This is a genomic window from Hymenobacter perfusus (assembly GCF_003944765.1).
GTDB lineage: Bacteria > Bacteroidota > Bacteroidia > Cytophagales > Hymenobacteraceae > Hymenobacter > Hymenobacter perfusus.
Window position 1 is genome coordinate 14,852 of record NZ_RWIU01000008.1, and the last position, 22,032, is coordinate 36,883.

Below are 22,032 nucleotides of genomic sequence, written 5' to 3' on the forward strand. Positions count from 1 at the left end.
TCGATAAGCCATATTTGTACGCCATATAGCCAGCATCAATGTGCATATATATAGACTATAGTGACTACTCACTTTGGTGCATTTCTGTCATAAAGAAGAGCGTGCTGGAAATGTAAAAAGCCTGCTTCTCCAGGGAGAAGCAGGCTTCGTAACGTACTTGTTAAAGTGGGGTTCAGGCGTGCTGCCCGGGGCCGGCTACTACCTCAATCATGTCTTCCGGCGCGAGGTACTGCTGCGCCAGCTCCCGCAACGTGGAGGCACTGACGGCCTGAACTTGGCTGATGAACTCAGAATAGTAGGTAGTGGGCAAGTGATAAAAAACCAGGTTCTTATACTTATCACACTGCTCGAATACGGTGCTGAGCTCATTGGCAAATTTGCCGGCCATGTAGTTTTTCACCGTCTGTAGTTCGCCTTCAGGCACCAGTTCCTCCTGCAGGCGACGCAGTTCATGATGCACTTCCCGAATGGCCGCGCCAGCGCTGGCTGCATTTACATCGGAGCCAATCACGAAGCTGGTAGCCTGCTCGCGGGGGCCGATGCTGGAATAAATGCCGTAGGTCAGGCCTTTATCTTCCCGGATGTTTTTCATGAGACGGGAGCCGAAATACCCACCCAACACCTTCGTCAGTACCTGCAACTCGTGCGTTTGCGGATGGTTGAGAGCCGGCCACAACCGCCCGATACGCAGAGAAGCCTGCAGGCTGCCTTCCACCGGCACGTAGTCCTGCGCCGGGGCACTAGCCGGGAGAGCAGGCGCAACAGCTTCTATGCCGCCGCTAATGGCGGGAACAGCTCCCAGCATATCCTGCACAAGCGCATCCTGAACCGGGCTGACATCTCCGCAAAGGAAAAGCTCGGCCCCGGCGAAGGTGTACGCCTGCTGATGAAAGTGGCGAACCTGCTCCGTCGTTACGCGCTGGAAGGCCGTCTCGTCAAACTTTACTCCGTACGGATACGTCGCCCCGAAGAGGTTACTGGAGAACTGCTCGGCGGCGAGGTAGCTGGTTTTCTGGCGCTCAACCCGCACGTTCTGCACAGTACGGGTTTTCAGTTGGGTCAGCTCGGCTTCCGGAAAGGTGGGTTCGGTGAGCACATCGAGCACCAGAGGCAGGAGCTTTCCCAGATGCCGGGTTAGGCAGTAGAGCGTGAGCGTAGCTCGGTCGAAGCCCTGGTCGCACTCCAGCGAGGCACCGTAAAAGGCTATTTCGTCGGCAATCTGGCGGGCGGTACGGGTGCGGGTGCCTTCCAGCAGCATACGGGCCGTGAGCAACGAGACGCCGGGGGCCGGCTCGTACCACTTACCGGCGTTGAATACTACCTGCAGACGAACTACGGGTTGCGCATCATTGCGCATAACGTGCAGGCGGGCTCCATTAGGGAGCGAAAACACGTCAGCCGCGGGCAGCTTTACGCTGGCCAGCGGCTGAACGGGAGGAGCGACTGTGCGGTCGAGCATCAAAAGGAGAAGAGAGTTAGTTTACTGGGCTATCCGAAGGACCGAAGGCTTCGCTCAGCTCATTGAAATTAAAGTGCAGCGAAACGCGCAACGTCTGGGCCAGAGGGTTAGCCTTGGAATTCGGGACCAGATACGTGCCATCCACGCCGAAAACCTGGTAGCGCACCCCGGCCCCAAAGCTCAGGTATTGCCGGTCGCCCTTCATCGGGTTTTCGTAGAAATAGCCTACGCGGGCCATCAGCAAATCGTTGTACACATATTCCAGACCCGCCGAGAGGTTAATTTCCTTCATTTCCTCACTGAAGCCGCCGGGCGCGTCGCTGAAGGAGCTGGTGATGCCACGCACAATGCCGTAATTGGCCCGCTTCTCATTCTCGGCCAGTACAGCTGGGGCCTGGCGGTTATCGGTGGGGTCGTTTGTATCGTAGAAAGGCGTCGGAACCAGCAGCTTGTTGGCGTCCACCGTCAGAGTCAGCTTATTATACGCGTCCAGCTCCCGGGTAAAGGCCGTACCCAGTTTCAGGTTGGTAGGCAGGAAGTCCGGCTGGTTGGCATTGGTATACGTAATTTTGTTACCAATATTCGATACCGCCGCACCAAAAGCCAGATTGTACTCGCCCGAGCCAATGGACAGGTCGGTGGTATAATAGGCTCCCAGATCAACGGCTATGGCGTTGCCGGGCTTGGAGTCGGTGCTGCCGCCGGTTAGGTTGGAGCGGACGTAGCGGGCGTTCAGCCCCACGCCGAAGTTGTCGCTCAGCTTCTGGCCGTAGCCTATTGTGAAGGCGTATTCCTTGGGGTTGAAGGAGCCGTTCGGCTGGTTATTGGCCGTGCGGTAGTCAATCTGGCCCAGATCAAAATACATCAGATTAGCCGAAATGGTCGACCGCTCCCCGATTTTGCTGGTGCCGCTGAGGTAAGCCAGGCCCATATCATTGGCAATGCTGGCCAGCCAGGGAGTGTAGGATGCTGCCGCGCTGTACTGGTACCGCACAAAGCCCAGCTTGCCCGGGTTGTAATAGCCCGCGTTGGCATCGGGGCTGATGGCAACCCCAGCCTCACCTAAAGCCGAGGAACGCGCATCGGGGCTGATGGTGAGAATGGGCACAGCGGTGGTAATGGCATTGACCCGGCTCTGGGCGTGGGTGGCAGTAGCGGCCAGACCAAGCAGGCCGGGCAGCAGCACAGAGCGCAGGGACAGTTTCGGCAGTGTCATAAGGGAAGAAAGAATGGAGGCGGAAGGTAGGCGAAATAGCCCGATGGGTTGATTAGTTGAGCAAAACCAGTTTCTCGTATTTCGATGCGGTAGTTGTAGCCGAGCCATTGGCTGAGCGCGTGCGCACACTTACGCGGTACACGTACACGCCCCGGGCCAACTGGTCCTGATACTCGTCGCGGCCATCCCAGCTGACGGCTGAAACGTGGGAGCCGCTGCCAAAAGCCGAGCCCTGCAACGTGCGCACCAATTTACCCGACACCGTAAAAATCTGCACCTGAATGTCCAGATCCTCGCCGCTGCGGTTGTGGTCGAAGTGGAAGGTGGTGTTGCGGGCAAAGGGGTTGGGATAATTCAGCACGTGCTGCAAGGCCAGTTTCTCGGTGGGCGCGGCCACAAACTCCACGGAGCGTTCAGCGGAGTTATTCCAGGTATCCCAGGCTTTCACGCGCAGCTCGTGGGGGCCGGCCGTGAGGTCTTTGAACTTGTATTCTACCCGACCTACCTGAAAACTGTCAGTTTTGGCAGTGTAGAATGAGTTGAGAATGGTCACTTTGCTGGCGTCCCCGTCCAGGGTGGCCGTGAGGTCGTGGCCGATGCCGGTGCCGGCCGTATTGATACCACTTTCGTCGCGCAGGTTGCCCAGCATGGTGGTGGTAAGACCCGTGAGGCCGCCAAATACAAACTGCTCATTATCCATGAACAGCCGGATGCGCGGCGGAATAGTGTCGCGGTAGGCGAGGGGGGAAGCATCCCCTACCGATACCAGCATCTGGCCGTGGGCATCGGTACGGGAAGCGACATCTGAGGCGTACAGGCTGATTTTGCCCAGTCCCACGCTGTAGTTGATATCCTTGGGCACTACGAACTGTACTTTAAACTGCCCGTTGCGCACCGTGGCCGGCCCATCATACAGCACATTTTCGCGCACGGTAATAGGTACCGCCGGCGAATTGGCCTCGTTAGCCAGCGTCATCACCACCGACTTCTTCTCGAAGACCTGTACGTTGGCCGTGCCATTGAAAGCGTTGTTCAGGCGGCCTCCCTGGCGCACTTCACCTTTCAGCTCCACGCGTTGCAAGGCCTTGAGCGTATCGGCCTGGGCCGCGCCGGCAGTTTTGCCGTTGATTTCCGTGATAACTGCCAGCTGCTCGGGGTAGGCCAGGCGCATAGATGGGTCGCCGAGCAGAGCGTAGTTGCGGTTGTTGTCGCCGGCTACGGCAATGTTTTTGGCCGTCTGGCAGATGTCGCCGATACGGGGCATCGTGCCATCGGAGCGGGGCTTGAACAGGTCGTTGAAGAACTCAATGGCCAACGACTGGTTTTTATCGGCATACACCACGCGGGTAGTGGTCAGCAGCCCGATAGAGCCGCCGCTGATATCGGTCAGCGACAATTCGCCGGCGGAGGTAAACTCTGGATTGTCGTAGGTACTGAAGTCACAGGTGCCAGTGAACAGGAAGGGCAGGGTGGCGTCATTCTGGAGCCGCTGCACCGAACCGTTGGTCAAAATCTGCTCATCGGCCCAGCTCCGTGGGCTGCCGTGACCAATGTAGTTGATCAGCAAGGAGCCTTTCTCAAATGCTTCGTCCAGGGCTTTTTCAGCCGCCGGGGAGCGTTGGCCGGCGGCCACGATGGTTTGCGGATACAGGTCGAGGTACTGCTTGTACACATTGTAGCCACGGGCTTTGGCCAAGGTGTCCAGCGGGTTGGCCAACTGGTCGCTGTAGTAGCTGAACAGGTTACCGTCGCCATCATCGGCCACAAAGGTCAGGCGGTTGCGCCACTTGCCGTAGCTGCTGGCCGCGTCGTAGCCAATTAGCTTTTTCACCACTAGGTTGGCCTGGTCGGTGGTGCGTACGGGCAGGCGGCCCACGGCTACATCCATCAGCTCGTTGCTGGTGTTGGGCAGCCAGCCTCCTTCGTTGTCATCGAGCAGGGCATAATAGTCGTCGGAGGAGTAGGTAAGGCCCTGGGCATTGGGGCGGGCCCCCATCACCAGATCAAAGCCTTCCACCGACTCGTACACCGGCACGAAGTTCTGGTTGATTTTGTCGCCGTTAGCCGGCAAACGGTCTTTCCACCAATCAGGCAGCTTAGTAGCATCGTTGGTGATGTCGGCCTTATAGTCATAGGAGGCGTCGCCGAACAGCAGCAGGTACTGGCGGCGGCCGGTGGTATTCCGGTCGTACACCATTTTCATGAAGTCCCGGATGGCCGTTACGTCCTGCGCTCCGGAGCCAAACTCATTGTACACCTGCGTGGTGGTTACTACTTGTGCGGTGAGCCCGTCGCGGGTGGTGCGGTGAGCGGCCAGCGCGTTGGCGGCCGTCAGGAAAGACGGGTGCGTGAGAATAACCAGCTCCAGCTTGCCATCAAGGTTGAGCGCATGCAGGTTCTGGTTGCCGACTTTACCAAAGCCGCGCGGCGTAGGGAAGCTGCTGCCGGTAAAGGCTACAAACTCGCGTACCGAGTCAGTGCGGGCCAAAAACGTACCGTTGGTGTGGGCAACTGCCACCGGCCGGCGCGGATTGGTTACTTCCCAGACGGTGGCTCCCGTGGCGTTGCTCAGTTCAAACTGGCTGATGGCGGCCGCATTGATGTTTTCAAGGGAGCGGAATTCCAGCAGGCTGCCATTCAGGCGAAGCTGGCGCTGGGCATTCAGCTCCAAGTAGTCGAGGTAGCCCTTAGCGCCCGGATCGGTGCCCCCGGCGTACGTCAGGCTTATTTTTACTTCCGAGGGCGAGGTGCCCGGAACCGTGTAGGCTATATTGGAGAGGTTGGTATTGGCTATTTCCGGGTAGCAGCCATAGCCGCCGGTGCAGTTGTAGCCCGGTACCACCTGGCTTACGGTATTCTGCCCATTTACACTAGTCTGGAAAACAGTAGCGGAAGACGAGGCCGCCACCACGGAAGACGTCACCTGCGCTACTGAGCCGGCTACCAGATCAGCCACCGGAAATGCGGCCTCATGCTGCATCCCAGAAGCAGCGGAAAACTGCTCGCCTACCCACACCCGCCCCGATTTAGCTATATTCTGCAGCTCCCGCTCGTAAAACTGCCGTTCGTTGAAGGTGGTAATACGCCCCGAAGCCGACCCGCTTACGGTGGGCTTTGGGGCTACGCGCCGGCCGGTGCCGGAGCCTGCCGTCAGGAAATAGTAAGCAGTATCGGCGTATGGGTTTTGTTGGTGCCGGAACCGGTTGCTCAGGCCGTCGCGCGTCCATGTGTGTGGCCCCCGAGCGTAGAACAGAAAGTACTCGTTGTCGTCGAAGGTCGTGTTGCCGTCGCCCACGAACTGGATGGCGTTTTCGGCCAGGTCATCGGGGCGGTAGGCACTGTTGAGCTGGGGCAGGGTGCCCATAGCGTTGCCGTAGAGGCGCAGCCGGCTGGGGTCGAGGCCCTGCACATTCATGCCCAACCCACTCAGCGTGGCTTTATCGAGCTTATATACCCCGCTGCCGGGCACGCCAATCTTAAACCAATCACCCTGACTAAGCGCGGAAGTACGCGTGTAGATGCGGGAGGCAGTGGGGCGCTGAGTAGCCGTGGTATATGCATAGGAGAAGGAAACCAGCTTTTCAGCCTGGCCGGTCTGGGCGTTGCGCCGTAGCGGCTGAATAGCCAGCAACGTAACCGGCTGCCGGGTATCGGTACCCGAAATCAGCTGCAGCGTGGGAGTCGTGGGCAGTGCTGCCAGGTCCAGCTGTTTAGTATCGGCGGCCGGAACAGGCTCATATACCGCGTCGCGGAGCTGGCCCTGGGCTACTGTACCGGCCAAGCGCAGCTGTAAAGTGCCCACCTGCTCGTTGGCACGGAACGACGCGCCCCGAAACGACGGTACCTGCCGCTTCTGCCCCCGTATGGCAATTGGTTCCGTACCCGTCCAGGTAACGCGGGCTCGCATTACCTGTTCCGACTGCGCCCGAGCAGTCTGCCCGGTTATCGTCAAAACCAGTGCAACCAGCCACCAGAACGTAGAATACCGCATACGCAAAGCTCAAGAATCAACGAAAAGGAAAGGATGCTTTCGAGGGGCAACAGGTTGGGGGGCAACACAGTTCAGGAATGGCTATTTAACTGCCCAGGCGAATAATTATTGCAATCTGCTAAGAGAAAAAACGCCGAATCAGGTAAACGTATTCTGCTCTGGCTATGGATTGCCGGGGTTGTTACGCGGCTTCGATTTTGGGCTTTGCCGGGCTCAGCACTGAAAGCAGCACGTACAACAGAATGATGAGCGGAATGGCGGCGGCCCACAGCCACAAAAATAGCCCAACGCTAAGCAGCAGGAACACAAACCGCACCTGGTTGTCCTGCCAGCGAAACGATTTGAACTTCAGGGCAAATAGCGGTAACTCAGCTACCAGCAGCCCGGAAAGTACCAGCGTGAGCCCCAGCAGCACCCACGGATTCAGGACGTAGGGGCTGAGGGCAAACCGGTCGTTGGCCAGAATCAGGGGCAGCGAGGCGACTACCAAAGTGCAGGCCGGCGTGGGTAGCCCAATAAAGGAATCGGACTGGCGGGTGTCGTTGTTGAATTTGGCCAGCCGCAAAGCCGAAAATACCGTCACGATAAAGCCGGCATACGGCAGCCAGGTGGGCATTCCGGCCCCGCTCTGCCGCAGCAAATCAAACAGAAACGCTCCCGGTACCACCCCAAACGACACAACATCAGCCAGGGAATCGAGGTCTTTGCCGATGGGGGAGGATACGTGCAGGGCCCGCGCCAGTAAGCCGTCGAAGAAGTCGAACAAAGCCGAAAGGCCAACGAAATATGCTCCCGTTTCCAGGTCACCGGCAAAAATGTGGCAGATGGCCAGGCAGCCCGAAAAAAGGTTCAGGCAGGTAACGGCGTTGGGAAGGTGCTTTTTCAAGTAGAAGCGGCGGATTAGAAATGCTATGAAAAGGCAGTGGCCTGGGGCACCAGGCCAGCTATTGTGCAGCGGTAGGTAGCCGGCGGCCTTATTTCAGGAATGGATTGCTACGGCGCTCCTGTCCTACAGTGGTAGCCGGGCCGTGACCGGGGTATACTACCGTCTCGTCGGGGAGCGTCAGGAACTGGGTTTTGATGCTGGTAATGAGCGTGGCATAGTCGCCGCCGGGCAAATCGGTGCGGCCGATGCTGCCCTGAAACAGCACGTCGCCGCCGATTACGGTACTGGTAGGAGCGTGGTAGAATACCACGTGACCGGGCGCGTGACCGGGTGCGAATCGCACTTCCAACTCTGTTTCCCCAAAGCCAATCGGCTCTCCGGGCGTCAGAAAACCAGTGGGCTCGGCTGGGTTGTACTTCGGGAAGCCGTAGCTGGGCGCATACGTTGGCACTGCCCGGAGCGTGGCCAGATCAGCCTCGTGAATCAGGAAGGGTACCTTATAGGTATCGAGAATGAATTGATTGCCGAAGACGTGGTCGATGTGGCAATGCGTGTTCACCAGTAATACTACCCGCAGGCCCTGGGCAGCAATGAATTGTTGGAGGGCTTCCTGCTCGGCCGGCTCGTAGCAGCCGGGGTCAACCACCACGCAGTGGCCGGTGGTATCGTGCAGCAGGTAGGTATTCTCGGAAAAAGCGTTGAAAGTAAATCCCGAAACAGTCATGGAAAAGAAAGGAAAACCGGAGCGGAGCCCGTGCACATTTGGGAGGGTAAGTTACAACTTGTCGGGTGGAGTAACGCCGGACGCCAACTTTCCATATTCCCCCTTACCTTGCTCCCAATGACGCGCGTTGAGTATTTATTGGTAGGCTACGGCATTGCCGGGGCTACGTTGGCGGCCGAGTTGCGCCACCGGGGGCACCAGGTTCTGGTGCTGGATACCCTGCAGCCCGATTCGGCTTCCCGGGTAGCGGCCGGCCTGATGAACCCGGTGGCCGGCAAGCGGTTTGCCTTGGCCTGGCGCGCCGATGAGCTTCTGACGGCTGCCATTGCCTTTTACCGGGCGCAGGAAGAGCGCCTGAAGCAGCCTTTTCTGCAGGAGTTGCCCATTATAAAGCTGTTCTCTTCCACTCAGGAGCAGAATACCATGCTGGCCCGCAGTGCCGACCAGCCCTGGCAGGATTTTGTGCCAGAACCCACCGGCGAGCTGCCCGAAATAGCGGGAGTGCAGCAGGAAATGGGCGGGCTGTGCATTCAACGGGGCGGCTACGTGCTGGTGGAGGAGTTGCTTACCGCACTTACAGCGGAAGGCGTGCGGGAAGGTTGGCTGCGGCACGAAACTTTTGATTGGGGCCGGCTTGTTGCCGATCCGGCAGGAGGCTTCACTTACGCCGACCAGGTGCATGCTCGGCACGTGGTTAGCTGTGAGGGAGCCGCTGCCGTGCATAACCCGTATTTCCGCTGGCTGCCGCTGACCCCTAACCAGGGAGAGGTGCTGGAAGTGGAATGCGCGGGGCTGCCGGCAGAGGTGGTGCTGAACAAGGGGGCCTACGTGGTGCCGCTCGGCAACGACCGGCTACGCGTAGGCGCTACGTACCGCTGGCCACCTTTCGCGGCAGGCATTACGCCTGAGGCCCGTGAGGAGCTTAGCCAGCGCCTGCAGGCCATGGTCAGCTTACCCTTCCGGGTAACCGCGCAGCGGGCCGGCGTGCGGCCCGCCGTGCGTGACCGGAAGCCGCTGCTGGGCACCCACCCGGAAACGCCGGGCGTCCACATTTTCAATGGGTTTGGCTCGAAAGGGGTAATGATGGCCCCGCGCCTGGCCCAGGTAATGGCCGACTGGCTGGAAAGTGACGTAGAGCCTTGGCCCGAAGTCAATATCCGGCGGTATTTTACGTTGTATTCTTCCCGGCCGGCTGTGGCCGGCCCGGCTTCCTCCGCGTCTCGCTCCTAGCTTTCCTTATATGAAGCACATATCCTTTCTTTTCCGGCCCCGCGTGAGCGGGCCGGCCGGCCTGGCGGCTTTGCTGCTGGGCGTGCTGCTTTCCGGTACAACTGCCTGGGCCCAAACGGCCCAGGAGCCGTTCGGGCGCGTGCGCATCCAGTACAAGGACTTCGACTGGCAGCAGCTCAATACCCAGAATTTCAACATCTATTATTACGCCGGAGGTGAAGCCAATGCCCGGCACGCCGCCGAGTACGCCGAAAAAGAACTGCAGCGCATCACCGGCCTGATAGGGTACTATCCCTACTCCAAAACCACTATTATGCTCTTTAACTCCGTAGGCGACCTGCGGCAGAGCAACGTGGGCTTGAGCAGCGACAAGTACCAGACCGGTGGCGAAACCTCTCTGCTGCGCATGACCAAGGTGCAGATTGCCTTTGAGGGTCAGCAAACCCGGTTTAAGCAGGACTTGAGCAACCGTATCACCCAGGTGCTGCTCAACGATATGATGTATGGCGGCTCGCTGAAGGAAGTTATCCAGAGCAGCTATCTATTGCAGCTGCCCGACTGGTTTATCAGTGGGGCCTCGGCTTACGCGGCGCAGGGCTGGAGCGTGGAAATGGACGACTACATGCGTACCATGACCAAAGAGCACGAGGGCACCCGGACGGCTCCGTTCTTTGTGCGCAACCCTGAGCTGGCCGGCCAGAGCCTGTGGAATTACATTGCGGAGCGCTACGGCTACACCAGCATCCAGAATATTCTGAACCTTACCCGCATTACCCGCGACGTGGAAGTGGGTATCAGCTCCTCGCTGAATGTACCGTATAAAGTCTTCCTGAAAGACTGGCTGGGCTATTACCGCCAGCTTAATTCGCAGCCCCGCACGCCATATCAGGAGGCCAGCGAGAAAAACCGCATTGTCGGCCGCAACCGCAAGGGAACCATCTACAGCCAGCCGGTAATAAGCCCCAACGGGCAGCGCATGGCCTACGTGCAGAACGACCAGGGCCGCTACCGGGTGCAGGTGGTGAATAAGGATGGCTCGGGTCGTAACATGATTCACCGGGGTGGCTACAAAACCCCTGATCAGCAGGTAGAAACCCGCCTGCCGGTGCTGGCCTGGCGCGGCAACGGCCAGATTGCGGTGGCCGAAGAAGACAAAGGCCAGCAAACCCTGCAGCTGCGGGAGGCCAGCGGCGGCGTGAGCAATATGCTGGCCCGGCTGAAAAGCCTGCTGCCCAGCTTTGGCCGCAGCACCTCGTTGTTTGCCCAGTTCTCGCAGGTGACTGACCTGAACTACTCACCCGATGGTAAATCACTGGTATTTAGCGGAGTTCGGAACGGGCAGAACGATTTGTACCTGCTGCGCGCCGGAAGCCGCACCCCCGAAAAGCTGACGAATGATGTATTTGATGACGTAGAACCGGCTTTTCTGCCTGGGGGCGGCGGCATCCTGTTCAGCTCAAACCGCTGGCTCGACTCGGCCGGTACGGCGAAGGGCAGCTTCGGGGCCGTGGTGAATAACTACGACCTGTATCTGTACCACCTCGATGGTCGCCCGCAGCCGGTGGAAGTTCTGGTAAACACCATTTCCAACGAAGGCCGGCCCCGTGCCATTTCCGACTCGGAAGTGCTGTTTGTGGGCGAGGAAAGCGGAATCCGTAGCCTTTACCGCCTGACGCTGGCTACCCGGCAGTACCAGCCGGTGACCAGCTTCCTGGCCAGCATCAAGGACTACGATTACAACAGCACCAGCAACACGCTGGGCCTGGTGGCCGCTGAAGATGGGCACGACAATGTGTATCTCTACCCCGGCTACACCCTGCCTACTGACCTGACCCTGTTCAAAACCGCCCGTCAGGAAACTCTGGAGGACCGCTCGAAACCGGCTAAAGCAGCGGCTCCGGCTCCTAACCGGCCCGGCCCGACTGTGGTCAACGCTACGCAGCAAACCACTGCTCCGGCCGCCGCGTCGGAAGCAGCTCCGGAAACAACTCCGGCCAGACCGGCCGATAACCGCGTCAATACCAATGCGTACGAGTTTGATGAGGACATTCCGGCCTCCCGGGCTTCGCCTACGGTAGCCAAGCGCCGGCCTGCCACGGTGGTGGCCCTGCCCAAAGCCGCCCCCGCCGAAACATCGGCTCCGTCCGGCCCCTTCCGCTACGATACCCGCTTCAGCATCGACAACGTGGTATCCACGCTATATTCTGATCCGTTGCTGGGCCTTGGGCTGAGAGGGCAGGTAAATATGTCGGATCTGATGGAGGACCACCGTATTCAGGCGGGCATTTTTGCCCTTACCGACCTGCGGACCAGCAACATCTTTGCCGAGTACACCAACCTTAAGCACCGCTACGACTGGAGCGTCAGGTACCAGAAACAGGCCTATTTCGTGAGCCTGGAGAGCTTTGGGCGCGTGCGCTACGGGCGTCATGAAATTGCGCCCACGCTGGCTTACCCGCTTACCCACAACCTGAGCGTACGTCTGGGGCCGCGCTTTGTAAGCGTGAGCCGCAAAATCTTCGCGGACCTCAGCAACTCCACCGACCGCAGCACCAACTACCTGGGAGGCGAGGGCGAACTGGTGTTCGATAACTCCATTGCCACCGGCGTAAACATGCTGCAGGGCACCCGCATGAAAGCCGGGGTAACGCGCCTGCGGGACCTAGATGGCCACGGCACCGACTTCACCAAGATTTTTGTGGACCTGCGTCACTACCAGAAAATTCACCGGCAATTGATCTGGGCCAACCGGGCCAGCTTTGGCCAGTACATCGGGGGCGGCACCGCGCAGCCTTTCTTCCGGCTAGGCGGCATGGATAACTGGCTGAACTACGATTACAACGACAGCCAGTTCATCACCGCCGACCAGTCATCGGTAACGGACCCCACGCGCCTAGACCCCACCCAGATGTTCTATCAGCAGTTTGTGACCAACCTGCGGGGCTTCAACTACAGCAAGCGGGTAGGCCAGAAATACGTGCTGTTCAACTCCGAGCTGCGGCTGCCCATCATCCAATATTTCTCGCATCGGCCGATTGAATCGGGCTTCTTCCGCAATCTGCAGCTCACCGCTTTCGGCGACATGGGTACCACTTACTCAGGTGCAAATCCATTTAGCGTAAATAACTCCAACAACACGCAAACGGTGGAGGAAGGAGCCTTCACAGCTTCCGTCGTGAACTTCACCAACCCCATGCTGTATGGCTACGGGGTTGGTATGCGCACTACCATGCTGGGCTTTTACGTGAAGGGCGATGTAGCCTGGGGCCGCGAACAATACAACAACCAGGGCCCCAAGCTGTACGTGACGCTGGGTTACGACTTTTAGAACAGCTTCCCGTAACCACGCTGCCGGCCGGCTTTTTCTCAGGAAAAAGTCGGCCGGTTGGCTTTTCTATAGGCCGGTAGGAGTATTCCTGAGCGGGGGGCGGCTAATCCGGGAGTTGGGTTGTATCTTTGCGGTCCTGTTTACCAGCCGTGTTGCCGTGACGCTTCTGAGCGAAATTTGGGTACTGATGCAGAAGGACTTCCGTCTGGAATGGCGGCAGCGTGCGGCCCTCAACGGGATGCTGCTGTACGTGAGCAGCACGGTATTCGTGTGCTACCTGAGCTTCTCCTCGCGCGGCGGCCAACTGCCCGTCCCGGCCTGGAATGCTCTGTTCTGGATTGTACTGCTGTTCTCGGCCGTGAATGCCGTGGCCAAGGGCTTCCTGCAGGAAAGCCGGGGCCGGATGCTGTACTACTACACAGTGGTGCGCCCCCAGGCCGTGATTCTGGCCAAGATTCTCTACAACGCGCTGCTGCTGCTGGGGCTGGCCCTGGTGGCTTTTGCGCTGTACTCGGTGGTGCTGGGCAACCCGGTCCAGAACGTGGGGCTGTTTGTGGGCAACGTGGCCCTGGGTGCCGTGGGGTTTGCCAGTACGCTCACGCTGGTGTCGGGCATTGCGGCCAAGGCTACCAACAGCAGCACCCTGATGGCCGTGCTGGGCTTCCCCCTGATGGTGCCCATGCTGCTGCTGCTCATCAAAGTATCGAAAAACGCGCTGGATGGACTGGAATTCGAAGCCAGCCGCAGTTCTTTGCTGACTCTGGTGGCCCTGAACATGATTGTCGGGGCCGTATCGTACCTGCTGTTTCCTTTTTTATGGCGGTCCTGAAGGAAGCTATGGGCTTTGGGCTGTTAGAAAATGGCAGCTGGTGGTTTCGCTCTTTTGCACGCGTTTACTTACTTCAACAAGCTGACGGTCAAAAGCTAACGGCTAACTGCTTATGAAACAAAACTGGTGGAAAGCGCTGACGGTGGTGTTGCTGCTGTACGTATCGGTGGCCGGCCTGCTGCTGCCGGTGCCCCGGCTGGCTATTCTCAACGAAACCATCCGCAACCTGTACTTCCACGTGCCGATGTGGTTTGGCATGACGTTCATCCTGGCGGCCTCCGTGTACTACTCGGTGCGCTACCTGCGCACGCCCACGCCGGCGCTGGACATCCGGGCGCATGAGGCGGCCCGCACGGGTATTCTGATGGGCTTTGTGGGACTGGCTACGGGCAGCATCTGGGCCAAGTATACCTGGGGCGAGTGGTGGACCAACGACCCCAAACTCAACGGCGCGGCCATTGCCATGCTCATCTATGGGGCTTACCTGGTGCTGCGCTCCTCCTTTACCGATGAGCAGCAGCGGGCCCGCGTGTCGGCCATCTACAACATCTTCGCCTTTGCCACGGCCATGCCGCTGTTCTATATCCTGCCGCGCTTAACGGACTCGCTGCACCCCGGCGCGGGCGGTAATCCGGCCTTCGCCAAGTACGACCTCGACAGCAATATGCGGTTGGTGTTCTACCCGGCCGTTATCGGCTGGACGCTTCTGGCTTTTTGGCTGGCCCAGCTGGCTAGTCGTGTTTCCCTGCTCAAACTGAAAGTATATGAAAAACAGCTTGCTTAAGCTGCGCCCGGCGCTGCTGCTGCTGCTGGCCGTGCTGCTGCCGATGCTGCGTGCCGCCGCCCAGGCCACCGCCCCCGTCGACCAGCCCGAAATGGCCGATGCTCTGCGCCAGAGCGGTAAAATCTACGTGGTGGTAGCCGTTATTACGGTGGTACTGGCCGGGCTGCTGTTCTTCCTGATTTCCCTGGACCGAAAGCTTACCCGATTAGAAAAGGAAGTTCGGGAATAGGTGGAATAGTAGAGCGGTGAACTAAGTAATTCATCCGCTCATCTCCCTGCGGACCTTTTCCATCAGTTTTTGTTGTTCTGAGTGACCTTTGGCCCTGGTTGGGGCCGCCTGTTGTAGCATCGAGTTGTAGCACCGAAATGAAAAAAACGCACATCTTCATTATGGCCATCATTGCCGTGGCCATTGCCATCATCACGAGTACGGCCGGTGACGCCAGCGTGTACGTGTCGTTCAAGGAAGCGCGCGAGCGGGCCTCGGAGGGCAACCTGACCAAAGTACACGTAGTGGGCCGCCTCCCGCGCGACGGGGCCAAGAATATCATGGGTCTGGAATACAACCCCACCGTCGACCCTAACTACTTCGCCTTTACACTGGTGGACACTAACCGCATTGCCCAGCGCGTGGTGTACTTCAACCCCAAACCCCAGGACTTCGACAAATCGGAGCAGGTGGTAATCACCGGGGCCATGCGCAACAACACCTTCGTGGCCGATAAGATCCTGCTCAAATGCCCCTCCAAGTATGTGGAGAAGGATATCGAGGGCGCTACCGCCAGCGTGAACTAACCAGGTAAAGGGTAAAAGCGTGGTGAAGAAGCAATGTGAGAACGGGAGTAGTAAACGACTGTGCCGCTTGCTGGTAACTACCTCGCTTCTTGCTTCGCTGTTTTTGCCGGAGCATGCTGCCGCTCAGGTGCCGAACGATGACATTGCGCGTCGGCGGCCACTCCAGTCGGAGGAGCTAGTGACATCTTCCACCACCGGCTGCACCGTGCAGTGGGGCTGTGTAGATGAACTGCTGACTGGCAAGTGCATTGAGTACCACAATGACCAATGGTTTGAATTCACTCCCGCAACAACTGGTCGCTATTACGTGAACATTGCTGGTCAGCAGTGCCGGGATGTACGCGGGGTACAGTTGGTTGTACTGACGGGCACCCCCTGCCAACCGGCCACTTATCGGGTGTTATCCTGCACTTCGCTTGGTAGTCAGGATGATGTGTTCGTGACGCTGGACTCGTTGCGGGCAGGGCAGTCCTACCTGCTGAACGTGGATGGCTACCTGCATGATAACTGCCGGTTTACCCTCGTTGTCAGCACCCGGGCACAGGGCATTCCGGCTTCAGCTTTACCGCCTGCCACCAGCCTGACGGGCAATCCGGTAGTGACGCTGCGCTGGCAACTGCCCGATTCACTGGCTTCGGCCACGCAGTTTCGGGTATTGCGCCGCGAAGCCGGAGCCTTCCGGTCCGCTGACCGCACCGTGCTGGCAGTACGGCGCACAACGTACGGCGCGGCAGTTGCCAGCTACTCCTGGACCGACACGCTCTCGGCTGCCGGGCGTTACCTTTACCAAGTGGTAGCCGAAAGTACGGACGGCAGTACTCCGAGTCTGGTGCAGCAGCAGTGGTACACTTACAGCCAGCTGCGTCAGCGCACTGGAAGTGCTTCTGACGTGCGACAACAGGCTCTACAGCAGCAGCAAGCCTGGGAACGGCAGGCCCGCCGGATGCGGCGGCAGCATCCGGTCAAATAATCTTAAAAACAACTTGTGGTCAGCTTGGTAGATATTCTGACAGGCTGATTTTCTCTTCCTCAACGCAGTAACCTATGTTGAACACCCTTATCGGCGACGCCGGGCACCTGAGTGTCATCGTGGCCTTCGTGGCAGCCACGGTGGCGGCGTACGCCTACTTCAAGGCCGGGCGGGACCGGGCCCTCGGCGACACCGATGCCGGCTGGCTGCGGCTGGGTCGAGGCGCTTTCCTGGTGCATAGCCTGGCCGTTGTGTCGGTGATTGTGTGTCTGTTTGCCATCATCCACGGCCACCGCTACGAGTACTATTACGCCTGGAGCCACAGCAGCAACCACCTGCCGGTGTACTACATGATTTCCTGCTTCTGGGAAGGGCAGGAGGGTAGCTTCCTGCTCTGGATCTTCTGGCACGTGTGCATCGGGCTTATCCTGATGCGCTACGCCCGCCGCTGGGAAGCGCCGGTAATGGCCATTTTCGCCGGCGTGCAGCTTTTCCTCACGTCCATGATTCTGGGCGTGGTACTGGGCGATTTGAAAATCGGCTCTTCGCCCTTCATCCTGCTGCGCGACTTCATGCCCGACCTGCCGGTCTGGAAAACCAACCCCAACTTCGTACCCAAGGACGGTACCGGCCTGAACGCCCTGCTCCAGAACTACTGGATGGTAATTCACCCGCCCACGCTGTTCCTGGGTTTTGCTCTCACGCTGGCTCCCTTCGCCTATGCCGTAGCCGGCCTCTGGAAGGGTGAGTACACCAAATGGGTGCGCCCGGCCATGCGCTGGACACTCTGGGGCGGGATGGTGCTGGGTGTGGGCATCGTGATGGGCGCGTACTGGGCCTACGAAACCCTCAACTTCGGCGGCTACTGGAACTGGGACCCGGTGGAAAACGCCGTGTACATTCCGTGGCTGGTGCTGGTGGCTTCGCTGCACGGGCTGGTACTGTGGCAGCGTAGCCGCACGGCTCTGCGCACCAGCTTTGTGCTGGTTATTGCCACCTTCCTGCTGATTCTCTACGCTACTTTCCTCACCCGTTCGGGCGTATTGGGCAATGCTTCGGTCCACTCGTTCACTGATCTGGGCCTGTCGGGGCAGTTGATTATTTACTTGGCGGCTTTCGTGGTGCTGAGCATCGTGCTGCTGGTATGGCGTTGGAAAAACATTCCGATATCGGAAAAGGAGTTGACTACTTACAACCCTGAGCTGTGGGTGTTTGTGGGGGCCACGGTGCTGTGCTTGGGCGCGTTCCAGGTACTGTTCACCACCAGCATTCCGGTCTATAATGCCTTCCTGGGCTTTATCGGCATCAAATCGAACCTGGCTTTGCCCGCCGACCAGATTGCCCACTACACCAAGTTTCAACTCTGGATGGGCGTGGGCGTGGCCTTCTTCTCGGGCCTGGCCCAGGTGATGTGGTGGCAGAAAAACGACAAGTCGAGCCTGACTAACACGCTCACCGTACCGGCCATCCTGTCGTTGCTGGGTGCTGCCCTCGTGATTCTACTGGTGCAGTACTACGGCCACAAGATGGACCTCGTGTACATTGTGCTGCTGACCACGGCTCTGTTTGGGGTGCTGGCCAACGTGAGCATGGTGTTCACCCTGATGCGTCGCAAAGTGAGCCTGTCGGGCGGCGGTATTGCGCACATCGGCATTGCGCTCATGCTGCTGGGCGTGCTGGCTTCGGCTGGCTATTCCAACATCATCAGCCAGAACGTATCGGGCCTGCTCTACTCGCGCGAGTTCGACCAGACCACCAACCAGGACAACGTATTGCTGTGGCGCAACGACCCCGCCCCAATGGGCAAGTACGACGTGCGCTACACCGGACAGTTCTGGGATGTGCCCGGCGTGCCCGGCTACGTGGATAAGCAACTGCTCTACCGCACCGCCGACGAGTACAAAACCTTGGCCCGTGCCGACATCAAGCGCGGCGACAAAGTGTACTACAAAGCCGGTGACACGGTCGAAATCAGCCCCGAAAACACGTTCTACCGCGTAGAGTACAAGGACCGCAAAACCGGCGAGGCCTTCACGCTGTATCCCCGGGCGCAGGTAAACGAAGAAATGGGCGGCCTGCTGGCCTCGCCCGATATCCAGAAATTTGCCGACCACGACATCTATTCCCATATCAGCGCGGTGCCGCCGGTGGATAAGGAGAAGGACTGGAGCGAAGTGAAGGAGCATGTACTAAGCGTGGGCGACACCATCTTCCTCAACGACTATTTTGCTGTGTTCCGCGCCGTGGAGCCTGCTCACCAGACCGCCGGTCTGGGTCTGCAGAAAGGCGACCTGGCCATCCAAGGCGACTTCCTGGTGTACGGTGAGAAGAAGCAGTATCACATTCACCCAATGTTTGTGGTGCGTAACCGCCTCATCGGCCGTGTGCCCGACGAAATTGAGGATCTGGGCCTGCGCCTGAGCTTCCTGAACGTGGATACCCAGAAGGGTAAGTTTACCTTCGGTGTGAGCACTACCCAGAAGGACTACATTATCCTGAAAGCCGTGGAGAAGCCGTTCATTAACCTGCTCTGGAGCGGTACCCTGCTGATGGCCGTCGGCTTCGGCATGGCCATCTACAAGCGCCGCCGCGAAACCGACGCCGCCGTGGAAACTGCGCCGGCTACTGGTACTACGGTTCGTCCGGTGCAACAGTCCCGGCAGGTAGCGTAAGGTGTACTGTGATTAATACAAAAGGCCCCGACTTAGCCGTCGGGGCCTTTTTTTGTGGTGTTTGACGACCAGCTGCTCCACTATCAGCTGGCAGTATTGATGCTGCGTCAAGTGATGGATATTGCGCCGCCCACATGTGCTATACAGCTTATAGGCAGTTGAAAAGCGAAGTGGTGCTTTCAGTCCAGCATCTTGCAGCCATCAGACCAGTACACTGTTTCCTGAGCCGCGCTAATGCAACTGGTTGTTATTGCCGGGTACAAAAAAAGGACAGCCATTTGGCTGTCCTTTTTTATGCCGCTCAGAAGTATTGCTTACTTCTGGATGGTGATGTTACGCATCATGTACTCATTACCGTTTTTCACTTTCACGATGTACATGCCGCTGGAGAGCTTCGACAGATCAACCTGGTTGGTCATGTTGTCGCGCACCGTGGCGGTATGTACCCGCTGACCCAGCAGGTTGATTACTTCTACCTGCAGGCCGCCTTTGGCGTTGGCACCGTTCACTTCCACCGTCAGGCTGCCTTCTGAAGGGTTCGGATACAGGCTGATAGCGCGCATCAGGGCCGGAGAAGAAGCCGTTATGGTAGATATGGCAATGTCGTCGATGTACAGGTTGTACTGGTCGGCGGCGCTATACACGTGGAAGCCCACATAGTAGTTGCCGGTGGTGGCTGGCGTAATGGGTACTACCTGGCCCGTAGCGGTGCCACCGACAGTGGTGGTGTACGTAGCGTTGGCAATAGCCTCATTCTTCCAGAGCAAGTTGGTCTGGCTGGCAGCCGTTGCAGCGTTTCCGTACTTCACCTCCAGTTTCTCGGAGGTGCCCAGCACAGCGGCTTTGTACTTGAACGAAACCTGGTACGTAGAGCCGGCTCGCAGGAACAAAGCCGGAGTGAAGAACCAGTCATCGGCAGCCGCCGTGGCGCTGTACACATAGCGCAGTTGGTTCGGAGCCGAAGCTGGCGCGCCACCGGGCGTGTCGGTGCCGATAACTGCCCACGTACGGTTGTCGTTGTTTTCGTTGGCTACCGTGATACCGCAGGGCAGCGTACCAGCCGTTACACCGTCAAAATTCTCTCCGTAGGGGAAGGTCGTGATAATAGGCGCCTGGCAAACCGTAGTGAACTGGGCCACCGGGCTCAGGTTGCTCTGGTCGGTAGCACCGCAGTTGGCGCGTACGTACACATCATACTGGGTGCCCGAAGTCAGACCCGTGAGGGTAATGGGGGAAGCAGTACCGGGTACGCTGGTACCGGCAGTAGCGGGGTTGAAGCCACGAGGACCGTAAATAACGGTATACGCGGTGCCGTTGCTGGGAGCGGTGAAGGTTACCGAAGCACTGTTAACGGTGATGTTGCTAACCGCAACGGCCGTAGGCGTGGCGCAGGTAGGTACCGGGGCCAGAGTAGCATCGAGAGCAATGCGGGTGCGGAGCGTCGTGCTATTTACAGGAGTCCAGGCACCGCCGCTCGTCTGGTAGTAGAAGGTGCCGGTGCGCAGTGGGTCTTCCAGCTGATAGGCAATGCCTACGTTACCCGAAACTTCCAGTACGCCAACGTAGAAATCACCCGTTACTACAGGGTTTGGTACTGCAATAGTAACCGTGCCAGCTGCCGTTGGGCGGCTCTGCACCGGTGAGGTATACAGCACGGTGCCGGGGATACCGCCGGTTCCGTTGGCATCCAGCACCACCACCCGATACGTGGAGGTAGTAGTGGCATTGGCCAGGAAAGTAGCTTTTACTTGGCTGAGGCTGGCAGCCTGACTGTTTTTGTATTTTACCGCCAGCGTGCCGCCAGTAGTGGTAGAGGAAACCCCTACCGAGCCGAAGAACGCCTGGGCCGCATCTACATAAGCTACCTGGTCAGTGGTAATCTGTTGCGTGTAAGGCAGCGAGTTGTTGGTGTTGTCATCGTCGGCCGGTACGGTTACCGTCAGGTTGTTGGTTCCCTGGGCCAGCGTGGTGGGGTAGGCATCAAACGTAACGGCTTGCGTGGCACCTGCGGCCAGCGTAGCAATGGTTTTGGTGCTGGTGAAGGTGTTGGCACCGCTCACCGTCAGGGTTACCGGTACGTTGGTCAGCGGGTTGGTGCCGGAGTTGGTAACAGCGGCTACCACGGTGTGCGGCAACGAATTGGGTACTGCCAGTTTACCCAGCGTGTGGATGGTAGCTACGGAAGCGTCGGAGGCAGGAGCAGTCCGGAAGCGGTACGTGCGGCCGGCATCGGGCAACACGCTGTTCTGCACAAAATGGCCCACGTAATACGTTACGCCGCCCTGTACTACAGTATTCTGGAAAGCAGTGGCACTCCAGGCGGCCGTGCCACCTTTAGACGTCAGGCTCAGATCGGCCGGATCGGCCGAGCTACCCTTCAGGCCCACCAGAAAGCCCTGGGCAGTGGCCGTGTTGCCGGAGCTGGTCCAGGCCCCGTATACGAACTCAATGTTATTGGTGCCCTCATACAGTTTGATCTGAAACTGCATGGTGCTGAACTGCGACGGAATGGTTGTAGTACCGGAAACCGTTGGCTTGTCGCTCAGATTCTTGAATTGAATCGTGCAGACGCGGCTACCGGCCGTACCGGTAGTCGATACCCGGAACTCCGTAGGCGAAGCCGTCTGGTTGGCTGCCGCTACCAGGTCAACCCCGGAAGCAGGAGCCAGCACATTCTGATCCGTATTGTTGATGAGAATGTTTACGTCGTTGGCGGCCGTGGGTGCCGTGGCTCCCAGCTTAACAAAGCCGTTGGTGTTCAGCGTAAACTGCGTAAAAGCCGTGCCGTTGTACGAAAACGAAAACCCGATGTCCTGGGCACCGGAAGTGGCATCGTCGAGGTTAGCCGTGGTAATAGCCGTTCCGGCCGTACCCAGGTCAGCGTAGGTGCCGGTTACGTTCTGGGCCCGTCCTGAGGTGTAGGGCAAAGCGGTAATCCGATTGGCAACAGTAGGCGAGGCCAGCTCAAGGGGCTGAGTCCGCAGGGCTACTGCCTGGTGGCGTTGCGCGTGGGCGGCCGTCGAGGCCAGGCCCAGCAGGCCCAGCACCGCCAGCTTGCGCCAGGGGCTGTTTGTGCTACCCTTTTTGTAAAGTTGTGTCATAGAAAGTGACAGGAAGGAAGGTGAAGAAAGAAATGAAGACACTAGGT

At 58.7% G+C, this 22,032-nt stretch carries 14 protein-coding genes; 8 read left to right on the forward strand and 6 right to left on the reverse strand.

Annotation, left to right across the window (positions count from 1 at the left end; genetic code table 11):
- Positions 1-172 precede the first annotated feature (172 nt).
- The 5 genes from EI293_RS18890 to EI293_RS18910 form a co-directional block, all read right to left on the reverse strand.
- Positions 173-1,459: a M16 family metallopeptidase gene (locus EI293_RS18890; protein ID WP_125440117.1), complete on the reverse strand. Its 1,287-nt coding sequence runs from the start codon at positions 1,457-1,459 to the stop codon at positions 173-175.
- Positions 1,460-1,475: 16 nt separating this feature from the next.
- Positions 1,476-2,675, reverse strand: coding sequence for a type IX secretion system outer membrane channel protein PorV (gene porV / locus EI293_RS18895; protein WP_125440118.1), 1,200 nt, complete (start codon positions 2,673-2,675; stop codon positions 1,476-1,478).
- A 52-nt stretch (positions 2,676-2,727) separates the two neighbouring features.
- On the reverse strand, positions 2,728-6,666 hold the full coding sequence (gene porU, locus EI293_RS18900; protein ID WP_125440119.1) for a type IX secretion system sortase PorU: 3,939 nt from the start codon (positions 6,664-6,666) through the stop codon (positions 2,728-2,730).
- Between the two features lie 181 nt (positions 6,667-6,847).
- Positions 6,848-7,552 (reverse strand): CDP-alcohol phosphatidyltransferase family protein, encoded by a 705-nt coding sequence (locus EI293_RS18905; protein ID WP_125440120.1) that lies wholly within the window; start codon positions 7,550-7,552, stop codon positions 6,848-6,850.
- A gap of 88 nt (positions 7,553-7,640) precedes the next feature.
- Positions 7,641-8,276: an MBL fold metallo-hydrolase gene (locus EI293_RS18910; protein WP_125440121.1), complete on the reverse strand. Its 636-nt coding sequence runs from the start codon at positions 8,274-8,276 to the stop codon at positions 7,641-7,643.
- Between the two features lie 117 nt (positions 8,277-8,393).
- Here EI293_RS18910 and EI293_RS18915 point away from each other — a divergent pair, with 117 nt between their 5' ends.
- The 8 genes from EI293_RS18915 to ccsA all read left to right on the forward strand — a co-directional run bounded on the left by EI293_RS18915 (position 8,394) and on the right by ccsA (position 18,884).
- Positions 8,394-9,506, forward strand: coding sequence for an NAD(P)/FAD-dependent oxidoreductase (locus EI293_RS18915; RefSeq protein WP_125440122.1), 1,113 nt, complete (start codon positions 8,394-8,396; stop codon positions 9,504-9,506).
- Between the two features lie 10 nt (positions 9,507-9,516).
- Entirely contained in the window at positions 9,517-12,834 is a 3,318-nt protein-coding gene (locus EI293_RS18920; protein WP_125440123.1) for a TolB-like translocation protein, read from the forward strand.
- Positions 12,835-13,021: 187 nt separating this feature from the next.
- On the forward strand, positions 13,022-13,663 hold the full coding sequence (locus tag EI293_RS18925) for a heme exporter protein CcmB (protein ID WP_125440124.1): 642 nt from the start codon (positions 13,022-13,024) through the stop codon (positions 13,661-13,663).
- 112 nt (positions 13,664-13,775) lie between these two features.
- Positions 13,776-14,447: a cytochrome c biogenesis protein gene (locus EI293_RS18930; protein ID WP_125440125.1), complete on the forward strand. Its 672-nt coding sequence runs from the start codon at positions 13,776-13,778 to the stop codon at positions 14,445-14,447.
- Positions 14,428-14,676, forward strand: coding sequence for a CcmD family protein (locus EI293_RS18935; RefSeq protein ID WP_246010735.1), 249 nt, complete (start codon positions 14,428-14,430; stop codon positions 14,674-14,676). Before EI293_RS18930 ends, EI293_RS18935 begins: the two co-directional genes overlap by 20 nt.
- A gap of 137 nt (positions 14,677-14,813) precedes the next feature.
- The gene (locus EI293_RS18940; RefSeq protein ID WP_125440126.1) at positions 14,814-15,242 is read left to right on the forward strand and encodes a cytochrome c maturation protein CcmE domain-containing protein; all 429 of its coding nucleotides are present in this window, start codon (positions 14,814-14,816) and stop codon (positions 15,240-15,242) included.
- 103 nt (positions 15,243-15,345) lie between these two features.
- Positions 15,346-16,212 (forward strand): fibronectin type III domain-containing protein, encoded by an 867-nt coding sequence (locus EI293_RS18945; protein WP_125440127.1) that lies wholly within the window; start codon positions 15,346-15,348, stop codon positions 16,210-16,212.
- A gap of 74 nt (positions 16,213-16,286) precedes the next feature.
- Positions 16,287-18,884, forward strand: coding sequence for a cytochrome c biogenesis protein CcsA (gene ccsA, locus EI293_RS18950; protein ID WP_125440128.1), 2,598 nt, complete (start codon positions 16,287-16,289; stop codon positions 18,882-18,884).
- A gap of 314 nt (positions 18,885-19,198) precedes the next feature.
- On the opposite strand, the gene EI293_RS18955 is transcribed toward ccsA, so the two are convergent.
- The gene (locus EI293_RS18955) at positions 19,199-21,985 is read right to left on the reverse strand and encodes a T9SS type A sorting domain-containing protein (protein WP_125440129.1); all 2,787 of its coding nucleotides are present in this window, start codon (positions 21,983-21,985) and stop codon (positions 19,199-19,201) included.
- Positions 21,986-22,032 lie beyond the last annotated feature (47 nt).